The organism is Paraburkholderia sp. EB58, from assembly GCF_050436665.1.
Taxonomy (GTDB): Bacteria; Pseudomonadota; Gammaproteobacteria; order Burkholderiales; family Burkholderiaceae; genus Paraburkholderia.
Map to the genome: position 1 here is coordinate 23,051 of NZ_JBNDMQ010000012.1, position 12,512 is coordinate 35,562.

Genomic DNA, 12,512 nt, shown 5'->3' on the forward strand with positions numbered 1-12,512 from the left:
TGCCACCCTTGGCGTCAAGTCAAGCGCTAAGACATACAGGAAATTCCATGGCTCTCACCAGCACACCCACGCCGTCCGTTGCCAGCACCGCCAGCCGCTTTGCGCCGGGCCGCAGCCGCGACATCATCTGCCTTGGCCGGCTCGCGGTGGATCTTTACGCACAACAGGTCGGCGCCCGTCTCGAAGATGTGTCGAGCTTTGCGAAGTATCTAGGCGGGTCGTCGGCCAATATCGCCTTCGGCTGCGCGCGCCTCGGACTCGCCTCGTCGATGCTCGCGCGCGTCGGCAATGACCACATGGGCCGTTTCCTCACCGAAACGCTCATCAAGGAAGGTTGCGACGTCAGCCATGTACGCGTCGATCAGGAGCGCCTGACCGCGCTCGTGATACTCGGCCTGAAGGATCGCGATACGTTCCCGCTGATTTTCTACCGCGAAAACTGCGCCGATATGGCGGTGGACGAAGCCGACTTCGATGAGGCGTTCATTGCGTCATCGAAAGCACTGCTGATCACCGGCACCCACTTCTCCACCGAACAGGTCAACCGTACGAGCCGCCGCGCGCTCGATTATGCGCGTCGCAACGGCGTGCGCACCGTACTCGATATCGACTACCGTCCCGTGCTGTGGGGACTCACCGGCAAGGCCGATGGCGAGACCCGTTTCGTCGCCAGTGAAGACGTCACGGCGCATCTGCAGCGCATCCTGCCGTTGATCGATCTGGTGATCGGCACCGAAGAAGAATTCCGTATTGCCGGTGGCAAGACCGACCTGATCGACGCCCTCGCGATGGTGCGTGCAGTCACGCCGGCCACGCTCGTCGTCAAGCGGGGCCCGCTCGGCTGCCAGATCATCGACGGTGACGTGCCTGCATCGCTCGACGATGCGCCGATTCACGGTGGCGTCGAAGTCGAAGTATTGAACGTGCTCGGCGCGGGCGACGCGTTCGCCTCCGGTTTCCTGTCCGGCTGGCTGCGCGACGAGCCGCTCGAAGCGTGTGCCCGTGCGGCGAATGCGAGCGGCGCGCTGGTCGTATCACGCCACGGTTGCGCCCCGGCGATGCCGACGCCCGCCGAACTAGACTATTTCCTCGCCGAAGCGAAAGCCGATCCGCAGCGCATGCGCCGCCCCGACCGCGATGCGAAGCTCGCGCGACTGCACCGCGTCTCCCCTGCCCGTAAGCAATGGGACGAAGTGCTCGGCTTCGCGTTCGATCACCGCAACCAGTTCTTCGATCTGGCCCAGCAGACCGGCGCGGACGAAGCACGTATCGCACGCCTGAAGAGTCTGTTTGTCGATGCCGTCGCGCAGACCGAAAACGCGCTTGGCTTGCAAGGACGTATCGGCGTCCTGATCGACGACCGCTACGGCCAGGACGCGCTGAACGCCGCCACCGGCCGTGGCTGGTGGATTGGCCGCCCGTTGGAGCTGCCGGGCTCGGTGCCGCTCGTGTTCGATCACGGCCGCTCGATCGGCACCACGCTCACCGGTTGGCCCCAGGAACACGTGGTGAAGTGCCTGGTGCAATTCCATCCTGACGAGCCCATCGAGCAACGGCTCGAACAGGAAGCGCAATTGCGCGCGCTCTACGACGCCACCCAGGCGAGCGGCCATGAACTGCTGCTCGAAGTGATTCCGCCGAAGCACGCGCATCTGCCGGGCGGGTCCGATATCGTCTACCGTGCGCTGAAGCGCCTGTACAACATCGGCATCTATCCGGAGTGGTGGAAGCTGGAACCGATGGAAGCCGCGCAATGGCAGGCTATTGATGCGCTGATTGCCGAGCGCGATCCGTACTGCCGCGGCGTGGTGCTGCTCGGTCTGTCGGCCGCCGTCGAACAGCTCAACGAGGGCTTTCGCGCGGCGGCGCAATCGGCTACCTGCCGTGGCTTCACCGTCGGCCGGACGATTTTCCATGAGCCGAGCCATGCGTGGCTCGCAGGCTCGATTGGCGACGACGAACTGATCGCCCGCGTGCGACAAACCTTCGAAACGCTGATCGATTCGTGGCGCGCCGCGCGCGGCAACGCCGCGCCGCATCACGTTCACCAGGAGCAGGCTGCATGAACCAGCGCATCTTGCATCAAGATACGTCCCCCGCCCACCATGAATCCGCGACGTCATCGACTGCGCCGGCAACTGGCACGGTGCGGCTTACCACGGCGCAGGCGCTGGTCCGCTACCTCGCGGCGCAGCGCGTCAGGACCGAGGACGGCACCGGAACCGAGCCGCTGTTCGGCGGCGTCTTCGCGATCTTCGGGCACGGCAACGTCGCGGGAATGGGCGAAGCGCTGTACCAGCATCGTCATGAGTTGCCGACGCTGCGGGCGCACAACGAGCAGGCGATGGCACATAGTGCGATTGCGTATGCGAAGGCGCATTTCCGGCGCCGGATGATGGCGGTCACCACCTCCATTGGCCCTGGCGCCACGAATCTGCTGACCGCCGCGGCGCTCGCGCACGTGAACCGTTTGCCCGTGCTGCTGCTGCCCGGCGACGTGTTCGTCTCGCGCGCGCCGGATCCGGTATTGCAGCAGGTCGAGGACTTTCACGACGGCGGCATTTCCGCGAACGATGCATTCAAGCCCGTATCGCGCTACTTCGACCGGATCATGCATCCCGCGCAATTGTTGACGGCCCTGCCCCGCGCACTGCGTGTGCTGACCGATGCCGCGCTGTGCGGACCGGTCACGCTCGCCCTGCCGCAGGATGTGCAGGCCACCGCATGGGATTACCCGGCGGGGTTCTTCGAGCCGCGCGTCGTCGGTTTTCATACGCCTGCACCGGTTGCGGAAGAAATCAGCGCCGCGGTCGAGCGTTTGCGCCAGGCGAAACGGCCGATGATCGTCGCCGGCGGTGGCGTGCTGTACGGCCGGGCAACGGATGCACTGCACGCGTTCGCCGCCGCGCACGGCATCCCCGTTGCCGAAACGCAGGCCGGCAAAGGCTCGCTTGCGTGGAACGATCCGCTCAACACCGGCGCATTGGGTGTGACCGGATCGCCCGCAGCGAACGCACTCGCGCACGACGCCGACTGCGTGCTGGCAATCGGCACCCGTCTGCAGGACTTCACAACCGGGTCGAACACGCTGTTCACGCAGGCCGACGTTATCGGCATCAATGCGAACGCATTCGATGGTCTCAAACATCGCGGTCTCGTGGTTGAGGCGGATGCCCGCCTCGCCCTCGCTGCGCTCGCCGCAGAACTAGGCGGCTGGCACGCCGACCGCGCATGGACCGCGCGGGCCCAGAAACTTGCTGCGGGCTGGCGCGACGCTGTCGGCAAGATCACGCATGCGCCGCAACACGAAACGGTGCTGCCGTATGACGCGGACGTGATTGGAGCGGTACAGCGCTCAAGCGCCACATCTACGACTGACGATATCGTCGTGTGCGCGGCGGGTACCCTGCCCGCGGAGTTGCACAAGCTGTGGCGCGCGGGCCGTCCCGGTGCGTATCACGTCGAATATGGCTATTCGTGCATGGGCTACGAGATCGCCGGCGGGCTCGGGGCAAAGCTGGCACGTCCCGAGCGCGACGTCATCGTGATGGTCGGCGACGGCAGTTATCTGATGATGAACAGCGAGATTGCCACATCGGTGATGCTCGGCGCGAAGCTGATCATTGTCGTGCTCGACAATCGCGGCTACGGCTGCATCAACCGCCTGCAGCAGGCCTGCGGCGGCGCACCGTTCAACAACATGTTCGACGATTGCGAGCAGGGACCGCTCGGCGCACCGCCGATCGATTTCGCCGCGCACGCGCGCGCGCTGGGTGCGCAAGCCGAGCACGTTGCGAATGTCGCCGAACTCGAAGCCGCGCTGCAACGCGCGCGCACCGCCGACCGCACGTATCTGATCAGTATCGACACCGATCCGGCCCGCACGACAGACGACGGCGGCTGGTGGTGGGAAGTGGCCGTGCCGGAAGTGTCGGCGCGCGAAGGCGTGCGCGCTGCGCGTGCGCAATACGAAGCTCAGATTGCCGTGCGCGCCCAGGCCGCCGGCGACACCGACAAAGATTGAGGACGCTCGCATGACTCAGTTCGAAGTACGCATCGGCATCAACCCGCTGTCGTGGATGAACGACGACCTGCCGTCGCTGGGCGGCGAAACACCACTCGAAGTCGCGCTGACTGAAGGACGCCAGATCGGCTATGACGGGTTCGAACTCGGCAACAAGTTTCCGCGCGAACCGTTGGCTCTGAAAGCGCTGCTCGCGCAATACGACCTGGCACTCGTCTCCGGCTGGTATTCAGGGCGGCTCGCGCGAGGGAGCGTCAAGGAAGAGATCGCGTCGGTAGACGCGCACCTGGAACTGCTGTCGCGCAACGGCTCGACGGTGATGGTGTACGGCGAGGTAGCCGATTCGATCCAGGGCGCACCTCAACCGCTCTACCAACGCCCGCGGTTCTTTAGCGAAGCGCAGTGGGACGCGTATGCGGCGCGTGTCGATGAGTTCGCCCGTTATACGTTAAGCCGCGGCGTGCGGCTCGCGTACCACCATCATATGGGGGCTTATGTGGAAACACCGGCCGACGTCGACAATCTCATGGCGCGCACGAGCGATGCCGTGGGCTTATTGTTCGACGCGGGCCACATTACGTTTGCCGGGGGCGATCCGTTGACGGTGCTCGACAAGCATATCGGACGGGTCTGTCACGTCCATTGCAAGGACGTGCGGCCGGCGGTGATGAAACTCGCGCGCAACCGAAACTGGAGTTTTCTGGACTCGGTGATCAACGGAGCGTTCACGGTTCCGGGCGACGGTGCGGTCGATTTTCCGGCGATTATCGAACGCTTGAAACGACACGGGTATCGCGGCTGGCTGGTGGTGGAAGCCGAACAGGATCCGGTGATCGCGCAATCGTATGCTTATGCAGATAAAGGGTACCGGACGTTGCGGGCGCTGGTAGATGCGCCGCTCGATGCTGGTACATCTGCGACGAAGGAGGCAGCATGAGTTTGCTGGTGAAGGCACAGCGCGAGGGCCAGACGATCGCGCGGGTCACGCCGGAAACGGCGGCATGGCGTTATGTGGGTTTCGCGGCTTACCGCATGGGCACGGACGAAGTCGTGCATGTGTTCGAGCCGGCACGTGAGGTGTGCATTGTGGTGCTGGCGGGCGCCGTGGATGTGGAGACGGCGGATCATAAATGGAGCAGTCTTGGCTCGCGCGATAGTGTGTTCGAGGATGCAGCGCCGTATGCGGTGTATCTGCCGCCGGGTGTACGGACTACGGTGCGGGCGCTGCGTGACGCGGAAGTGGGAGTGGCTAGCGCGCCGGCCAAGGGCGGGTTTCCGGCACGGCTGATTGAGCCTTCGCAGATGAACCGCTCGACGCGCGGCAAGGGGCTCAATACGCGGTACGTATGCGATATCTTGCCGCAGACTGAGGCTGCGGAGTCTTTATTGGTTGTTGAGGTTCGCACGCCGGGTGGACATGCTTCGAGTTATCCGCCGCATAAGCATGACACTGATAATGTGCCGGTCGAGAGTTCGCTCGAAGAGACTTATTATCATCGGCTTAACCCGCCGCAGGGGTTTGCTTTTCAGCGGGTTTATACAGATTCACGGGACATCGACGAGTCTATGGCTGTTGAGGATCATGATGTTGTTATGGTGCCGCGTGGGTATCATCCTGTTATTGTTCCCTATGGGTATGATTCGTACTACTTGAATGTTATGGCTGGGAAGCAGCGGGTTTGGCATTTTAAGAATGATCCGGCGCATGAGTGGATTGTTAATAAGGAGTGAGGGGGGTTGCCTGCGGCGCCTTGGTTTTGGTTGTTGTTCTTGCGGTGTTGGCCTTTCCTCGCTTTGTTATCGGTCTGGTCAGGTTTGCTTTTGGCTGTTTTCCTACGGCGTTGGCCTCTCCTTGCGTTCTTATCGGTCTATTAGCTTCGCCCCTGTGCGGGGCGGCACCTACTTTCTTTGCCGCCGCAAAGAAAGTAGGCAAAGAAAACGGGCTCACACCGCCAGCCTGTAGGTGTCCATCACTTGAGCGAACCCAGAGTGGTCCGAGACAAGACCGTCCCTCGCGCCGCTCGCGGTAGTGACACAGGGCTCATCCACCCCACTCCGCACTACGTGCGTCGCGGATGGGTTTGCCGGGGAATGCGGGGGCCAACACTTAGTTTTCCTACAGACTTTGTGGAGGGGTTGTACCCAACGGCGGGGCGCGCAGCGCAACGCTGGAACGGATGACTGCCTTATCACGAAGGTGTGTGGTGCGAGGGCGGGTCTCGTCTTGGGCCGTTCCCGGCCGAAGACCGAGATGGCTCACTACCGGCTGGCGGTTGCAGCCCGCTTCCTTTGCCTACTTTCTTTGCGGCGGCACCAGACTCGATCCAGACATAACTCCCCCCAGCCCCCGCAGGCGGATGCGCAACAACGCCCCCATTCTCGCGCCGAAACTTCAACACCAACCCCTCATCCGTGACCGTGGCACTCGCCAGATGCCCCTGCAACACCGGAGCAGGAAACACCGTGTTTGCTGAATTCGGATTCAAACAGGAAGAATTGCCTTGGCGAAAGGGGCCACTTCCGCGACCCGCCTTGCCAGTTCATGTGCGATCGCCAGTCACTGTTCGATCAGCAGATTGATGACCACCGGCCGCACACGCGCTAGTCCGCGTTGACGACGAGCGATTCGAGTGCGGCGCGCAATTCGGCAGGCAGCGCGACCGGCCTGCGCGTGGCGCGGTCCACATAGACATGCACAAAGTGACCTTCTGCAGCTGGCTGCACGTCACCGTCCTTGAATAGACCCACCTCGTAGCGCACGCTCGTCGTACCGAGCCGCGTCACTCGCAGACCGGCTTCGACACGCTCAGGAAACACCAGCGGCGCGAAGTACTTGCACTGCGTTTCGACCACCAGCCCGATCGTTGCGCCGTGTTCGACATCGAGCACGCCGGCACGAATCAGATACTCGTTCACGACCGTGTCGAAATAGCTGTAATAGACGACGTTGTTCACGTGGCCGTAGACATCGTTATCCATCCAGCGGGTCGTGATCGGAAGGAAGTGACGGTACGCCGTACGCGGCGAGGGAACGTGTTTGGTCATCGTCAGAAGTGTGCGTGTCGTTGAGTGAAGAGGCGTTGTCAGAGCGATTCGATCAACATGCGGCGGTAGTCGTCTGCGGTCGCTTCGCGCGGGTTCGTCTTGTGGCAGTGATCGGCGAGCGCGCCTTTGATCACTTTGTCGAACACGCTTTCGTCGACGCCCATCTGCCTCAGACCGGTCGGCAGGCCAAGGCGTGCGGTCATGTCGAACAACGCCTGCGCGAGGTCGGCGTTTTCCGCGAGACCCATCACGCGCCGCATGCGTGCGTAGCGGCGATTCGCTACCACCGTGTCCGCGTGCTCGTTAAAACGCAGCACCGCGGGCAGCACGACCGCGTTGAGCGTGCCGTGATGCAGCGACGTGCGTCCGTTCACCGGCACGCCGCCCAGCGGATGCGACAGCGAATGCACGCAGCCGAGCCCCTTCTGGAACGCCATCGCGCCTTGCATCGACGCGCTCATCATGTGCAGACGCGCATCGCGATCGCTGCCGTCCCGGGTCGCGCGTTCGATCTGGGCCCAGCCGCGCTCCAGACCGTCGAGCGCAATACCGTCGGCGGGCGGATTGAAGGCCGGCGCGAGGAAGGTTTCTATGCAGTGCGCGATGGCATCCATGCCAGTGGCGGCGGTCAGGAGCGATGGCAGGCCGAGAGTCAGGCCCGGATCGCAGATTGCCGATTTCGGCAGCAGATGCCACGAGTGGAAACCAAGCTTGCGGCCATCGTTGAGGATCACAATTGCGCCACGTGCCACTTCGCTGCCGGTGCCCGAGGTGGTCGGAATCGCGATCAGTGGCGCGGCGGCGTCGGTGATCTTGCCGCTGCCGCCTTCGATGGTGGCGTATTCGGTCAACGTCCCTGGGTGGGTGGCCGCAATCGCGACGCCCTTCGCGAGGTCAATGGAAGATCCACCGCCCACCGCGATCAAACCGTCGCAGCCTTCTTCCTTATAGCGCGCCGCGGCAGCCATCACCATGGCTTCAGTCGGGTTGGATGGCGTGTCGTCGAAGACCGGCACCGTGCCGAGTTGCAGCGCATCGAGTGCGCGCTGCGCGACGCCGGCCGCCACCACGCCCTTGTCGGTAATCACGAGCGGCCGCTTGATGCCGATGCGCGCGCATTCCGAGGGCAGTTGCGCCAGGGCGTCGTAGCCCAGATGGATGTGGGTCAGATAGTAGATATAGGCCATATCAGAGGTGCATTCCGGATGAGGGGAAAGAAGCGCATCGCCGGCGGATGCTCCGCCCGGCGACACGTGCCTGCGTAGTGCACACATCGTGCACGCGCGATCGATTCTGCCCGCAAGCGATCGCGTCCTATCTCACTATTGCCCAGGTCGCTCGACGAACTCGAACGGCAAGCCGCGCCGGCGCATCCACTCAGCGAGCGCATGCCCTGTGCCGGCGCGCCACGGCCGCAGTTTGGCCGGCTCGACGAGCCGATACTCGAGCAGTTCCGGTGACAACGCGATCGTGCCGTACGCCCGCACGTGATACGCGATGATCAGTTCGTTCTTCCTGATGAACTCATAGACGCCGATCAGTTCAATCGTCTCGGCCTGCAGCGAGGTCTCTTCACGGACTTCGCGCGCGATGCCCTGCTCCGGCGTCTCGCCATTCTCCAGAAAGCCGGTGATCAGCGCGAACATGCCTTCGGGCCACGCGGCATTGCGCGCAAGCAGAATCTTGCCTTCGTATTCGACAATCGCGGCCACCACCGGCAACGGATTGTTCCAGTGAACATAGCCGCAGGTCTCATCGGGGCAGATTTGGCGTACGCGGCCGCCTTCATGTTCGGGGTCGATGCGTTCGGCGAGCGGCGTAGCGCAGCGGGGGCAGAATCGGTAGTCACTCATGGCAGGCGGGGATTGTCTCGGTGTGTCGTTGTAGTGTGTGCATTAATGCGCGGATTGGGTGGCTAGGCTCCCACCGGGCTTCATGTCATGACGCTTGGTGAGCAGCGAGCCAGGTTGGCCCTCACGCCGCGCACAGTTCCCTCACCTCGGCCGCAAAGCGCGCGACGGTCTCCGGTTGCGTATCCCACGCGCACATCAGGCGGCAACCGCCGGCGCCGATGAACTCGTAGAACTTCCAACCCTTTGCTCGCATAGCCTTCGCCACGTGGGTGGGCAATTGCGCGAACACCGCGTTCGATTCCGTCGGGAACATGATGCTCACCCCCGGAATCTCCGCGAGGCGCGTTTCGAGCAGTTTCGCCATGGAGTTCGCATGGCGCGCATTGCGCAGCCACACATCGCCGTCGAGCAAACCCAGCCATGGCGCCGAGATGAAACGCATCTTCGACGCCAGTTGTCCGGCCTGCTTGAGGCGGTAAGCGAAATCGTCGGCGAGCGCGCGGTCGAAGAACACCACCACTTCACCCACCGGCAAGCCGTTCTTGGTACCGCCGAAGCACAGCACGTCGACGCCCGCGCGCCAGGTGATCTCGGACGGATGCACGTCGAGCGCGGCCACCGCGTTCGCAAAGCGCGCGCCGTCCATATGGACCTTCAGATGGCGGCGTTTCGCAATCGCGGCAATCGCGCGCACTTCCTCGACGCTATAGACGGTGCCGACTTCGGTCGACTGCGTGAGCGTCACGACCTTGGGCTTCGGATAGTGGATGTCGGCGCGACGCGTCACGACGGCTTCGATCGCATCGGGCGTCAGCTTGCCGCCGACGCCGGGTGCCGTCAGCAGTTTCGAGCCGTTCGAGAAGAATTCCGGACCGCCGCACTCGTCGGTTTCGATGTGCGCGAGTTCATGACAGATCACCGAGTGATACGACTGGCACAGCGAAGCGAGCGCGAGCGAATTGGCCGCCGTGCCATTGAAGACGAAGAATGCTTCGCAGTCGGTCTGGAACAGGTCGCGCAGACGATCGCAGACCTGCTGGGTCCAGGAGTCGTCGCCGTACGCGGGTTCGTGGCCGCTGTTATTGGCGGCGATCAGCGCATTGAGCGCTTCGGGACAGATGCCCGCGTAGTTGTCAGACGCGAAATGTTGCATGGCTGGCGACGCGCCCGGCGACGGGCGCTAGAGAGAATGACGGGAAAGCGGTCATTTTAGTGCGCCAGCCAGGAAATTGTTTTTGCCTCGTCAGATTAAAGCGGGCGTTGCTTGCGCGGCAGGTGCGCAACCCCTGTCAGACCCAGCGCACCGAGGAGCAAGGCGCCCGCCGCCAGCCACAGCGCAAGCGAGAACGAGCCCGTATGGACAGCAATCGGTGCGGCCACCAGCGGCCCGATGATCTGCCCGACGCCATAGGCCGCGGTCGCGTAGCCCATCAGGCCGGCCGCGTGATTGCCGCGCAGACGGCGCGCCTCGCGCATCGCGAACAGCGTGATCGCGGTGAACGGTAGCCCGATCAGCACGCTGCCGAGCCCAAAGCCGCCCGCGGTCGGCCAGACGATGCCCAAGGCCACGCCGGCGGCCTGCAACACGTAGCAGCCTGCGAGTAGGGTGCGGTTGTCCCAGTGGTGCGGCAGGCGCGCTGCCCCCAACGCGCCGACGATCAGCGCAACGCCAAACATCGGCCAGAACAGGTCGGGCCACGCCGAACCCGGCAACGCATGGCGCGCAATCACGGGCAGGAAAGTCGCGGTGATGATGTAGCCGAAGCCCGGCACACCGTAGAGCAGGACGAGCCAGAACGCGTCGGCGCGGTGGGGGTCGCGGCCGGTTGGAGATGCTGCGTTGGGGTGGGCTGAGGGTGCCGGGGCGGCGTGAGGCGAAGGCGCCGCGGAGTCGGTGACGTGTCCGGCGACGAACACCCGCCAGACCAGCGCTGACAACACCGCCGCCGCCAGCCCGAAGCCCAGCCAGCCCGCGGTTGCCCCCCAGCCGCCCGCGACGCTTACGAACAGCCCGGTGGCGACGATTCCCGCTCCGGGGCCAGCATAGATCACACCGCTCCACCCATGCGCGTCCAGCTCGGCAAGCCGCCGCAGCCCCCATTGCGAGGCGAACACGAACGTCCACGCGCTGACGGCGCCCGCGACGAAACGCACGATCGCCCAGATCCAGAATTGGCTGGTCAGGCCCATCGCCAGGGTCAAAAGCACGGTGAGCAGCAGCCCCGTACGGACCATCCGCGCCGGTTCGACGCGCAACGCGGCGCATGTCACCGCTCCGGCGAAATAGCCCGCGTAGTTGAACGAAGCCAGCCAGCCGCCGTGGCGAATATCGAGCCCGCCCCCATGCAGCATCAGCGGCAAGAGTGGGGTAAATGCAAAGCGCCCAATCCCCAGCACCACGGCCAGCGTAACCATGCAAGCAATGGCCGCCTGGCGCGCCGGGTGGGGGCCGGTGGGGGCGACGAAGTTATGAGGTGCGGCGAGATCGTCCATACGGCGTCAAATTTGGCAAAGATGGTGGGAAAACGATGGCAAGGTGGGAAGCCGGCACTCCTGTGCCACAAGCTTTCGTAGTCATCGTAACTTGACGGTTCGATCACGAAAAATGAATAATACAGATAGAAACAATCACTCAGAGAGAATCATGGATCTGGCCGCCCTTACGATTTTTCGCGCGGTAGTGCGCGAAAACGGCGTCACGCGTGCCGCCGCGAAGCTGAACCGCGTGCAGTCGAACGTGACCACGCGTATCAAGCAACTCGAAGAGCAACTCGGCACGGAACTGTTCATCCGCGATGGCCGCCGGCTGGTGCTCACCCCCGCCGGCGAGACCTTGCTGCCGTATGCCGAGCGCCTGCTCGCGCTCGCCGACGAGGCCCGCCACGCGCTGAGCGAGAGCCGCCCGAGCGGCCGGTTGCGCCTCGGCACGATGGAAAGCGCGGCCGCGAGCCGCCTACCCGGCCTGCTCGCGCACTACCACCAGAACTGGCCCGAGGTGGAGCTCGAACTGGAAACCGGGACGACCGGCCGCCTGATCGAACGGGTACGGGAGTTCGAGGTGGACGCTGCGCTGATCGCGACCCAGCCCGACCCGGGCTGGGCCGGCGATCTGTTCGAGGCCGTGCCCGTGTTTCGCGAGGAGCTGGTGATGCTGACGCCGCGCGGCCATCGCCCGATTCGCGAGGCGCGCGATATCGCCCTCTCGACGCTGATCGCGTTCGAGCGAGGCTGTGCGTATCGCATCTATGTCGAGAAGTGGTATATGGAGCATGGCATCCGCCCGGCGCGGGTACTGGAGCTCGGCTCGTACCACGCGATCGTGGCGTGCGTGGCCGCCGGGGCGGGTGTGGCCGTCGCGCCGCGCTCGGTGCTCGAATTGCAGCACGACATGAACAACATCGCGATTCATTCGCTAGCCGACCTGGGCACGATCGACACGCTGCTGGTTTGGCGGCGTGGGCATTTCTCGTCGGCGCTCAAGGCGTTGCGTGAGACCTTGCTGGCGAACAGTAATCTCGTGCCGCCTGCGATGGGCAAGAGCGAGGTGGGATTGGAGACCGTGTAAAGCAAAAGAGCCACGAGTTTTTACG

The 12,512-nt window shown here is 63.9% G+C and carries 10 protein-coding genes; 5 read left to right on the forward strand and 5 right to left on the reverse strand.

Going from position 1 to position 12,512, the window contains the following annotated elements; translation table 11 throughout:
- Positions 1-47 precede the first annotated feature (47 nt).
- The 4 genes from P3T40_RS18870 to iolB are packed head-to-tail and all read left to right on the forward strand — an operon-like array spanning position 48 to position 5,755.
- On the forward strand, positions 48-2,066 hold the full coding sequence (locus tag P3T40_RS18870; protein ID WP_429269252.1) for a bifunctional 5-dehydro-2-deoxygluconokinase/5-dehydro-2-deoxyphosphogluconate aldolase: 2,019 nt from the start codon (positions 48-50) through the stop codon (positions 2,064-2,066).
- The gene (gene iolD, locus P3T40_RS18875; protein WP_429269253.1) at positions 2,063-4,024 is read left to right on the forward strand and encodes a 3D-(3,5/4)-trihydroxycyclohexane-1,2-dione acylhydrolase (decyclizing); all 1,962 of its coding nucleotides are present in this window, start codon (positions 2,063-2,065) and stop codon (positions 4,022-4,024) included. Before P3T40_RS18870 ends, iolD begins: the two co-directional genes overlap by 4 nt.
- Positions 4,025-4,034: 10 nt before the next feature.
- On the forward strand, positions 4,035-4,961 hold the full coding sequence (gene iolE, locus P3T40_RS18880; RefSeq protein ID WP_429269254.1) for a myo-inosose-2 dehydratase: 927 nt from the start codon (positions 4,035-4,037) through the stop codon (positions 4,959-4,961).
- On the forward strand, positions 4,958-5,755 hold the full coding sequence (gene iolB / locus P3T40_RS18885; RefSeq protein WP_429269255.1) for a 5-deoxy-glucuronate isomerase: 798 nt from the start codon (positions 4,958-4,960) through the stop codon (positions 5,753-5,755). The genes iolE and iolB overlap by 4 nt, the downstream gene beginning before the upstream one ends.
- An 870-nt stretch (positions 5,756-6,625) precedes the next feature.
- On the opposite strand, the gene P3T40_RS18890 is transcribed toward iolB, so the two are convergent.
- From P3T40_RS18890 to P3T40_RS18910, 5 genes are all read right to left on the reverse strand, one after another.
- The gene (locus P3T40_RS18890) at positions 6,626-7,069 is read right to left on the reverse strand and encodes an acyl-CoA thioesterase (RefSeq protein ID WP_429269256.1); all 444 of its coding nucleotides are present in this window, start codon (positions 7,067-7,069) and stop codon (positions 6,626-6,628) included.
- A 38-nt stretch (positions 7,070-7,107) separates the two neighbouring features.
- On the reverse strand, positions 7,108-8,256 hold the full coding sequence (locus P3T40_RS18895; RefSeq protein ID WP_429269257.1) for an iron-containing alcohol dehydrogenase: 1,149 nt from the start codon (positions 8,254-8,256) through the stop codon (positions 7,108-7,110).
- 135 nt (positions 8,257-8,391) lie between these two features.
- Positions 8,392-8,922, reverse strand: coding sequence for an NUDIX domain-containing protein (locus tag P3T40_RS18900; RefSeq protein ID WP_429269258.1), 531 nt, complete (start codon positions 8,920-8,922; stop codon positions 8,392-8,394).
- Between the two features lie 121 nt (positions 8,923-9,043).
- A complete protein-coding gene (locus tag P3T40_RS18905; RefSeq protein WP_429269259.1) occupies positions 9,044-10,075 on the reverse strand; it encodes a threonine aldolase family protein in 1,032 nt (343 codons plus the stop codon).
- Between the two features lie 95 nt (positions 10,076-10,170).
- The gene (locus P3T40_RS18910) at positions 10,171-11,415 is read right to left on the reverse strand and encodes a YbfB/YjiJ family MFS transporter (RefSeq protein WP_429269260.1); all 1,245 of its coding nucleotides are present in this window, start codon (positions 11,413-11,415) and stop codon (positions 10,171-10,173) included.
- Positions 11,416-11,566: 151 nt separating this feature from the next.
- On the opposite strand from P3T40_RS18910, the gene P3T40_RS18915 reads away from it, so the two are divergent.
- A complete protein-coding gene (locus P3T40_RS18915) occupies positions 11,567-12,487 on the forward strand; it encodes a LysR family transcriptional regulator (RefSeq protein WP_429269261.1) in 921 nt (306 codons plus the stop codon).
- Positions 12,488-12,512 lie beyond the last annotated feature (25 nt).

Excerpts from the sequence above, each read along its gene's own strand:
- P3T40_RS18870 (WP_429269252.1), top strand. The coding sequence starts at position 48 with ATGGCTCTCACCAGCACACCCACGCCGTCCGTTGCCAGCACCGCCAGC.
- iolD (WP_429269253.1), top strand. The coding sequence starts at position 2,063 with ATGAACCAGCGCATCTTGCATCAAGATACGTCCCCCGCCCACCATGAA.
- iolE (WP_429269254.1), top strand. The coding sequence starts at position 4,035 with ATGACTCAGTTCGAAGTACGCATCGGCATCAACCCGCTGTCGTGGATG.
- iolB (WP_429269255.1), top strand. The coding sequence starts at position 4,958 with ATGAGTTTGCTGGTGAAGGCACAGCGCGAGGGCCAGACGATCGCGCGG.
- P3T40_RS18890 (WP_429269256.1), bottom strand. The coding sequence starts at position 7,069 with ATGACCAAACACGTTCCCTCGCCGCGTACGGCGTACCGTCACTTCCTT.
- P3T40_RS18895 (WP_429269257.1), bottom strand. The coding sequence starts at position 8,256 with ATGGCCTATATCTACTATCTGACCCACATCCATCTGGGCTACGACGCC.
- P3T40_RS18900 (WP_429269258.1), bottom strand. The coding sequence starts at position 8,922 with ATGAGTGACTACCGATTCTGCCCCCGCTGCGCTACGCCGCTCGCCGAA.
- P3T40_RS18905 (WP_429269259.1), bottom strand. The coding sequence starts at position 10,075 with ATGCAACATTTCGCGTCTGACAACTACGCGGGCATCTGTCCCGAAGCG.
- P3T40_RS18910 (WP_429269260.1), bottom strand. The coding sequence starts at position 11,415 with ATGGACGATCTCGCCGCACCTCATAACTTCGTCGCCCCCACCGGCCCC.
- P3T40_RS18915 (WP_429269261.1), top strand. The coding sequence starts at position 11,567 with ATGGATCTGGCCGCCCTTACGATTTTTCGCGCGGTAGTGCGCGAAAAC.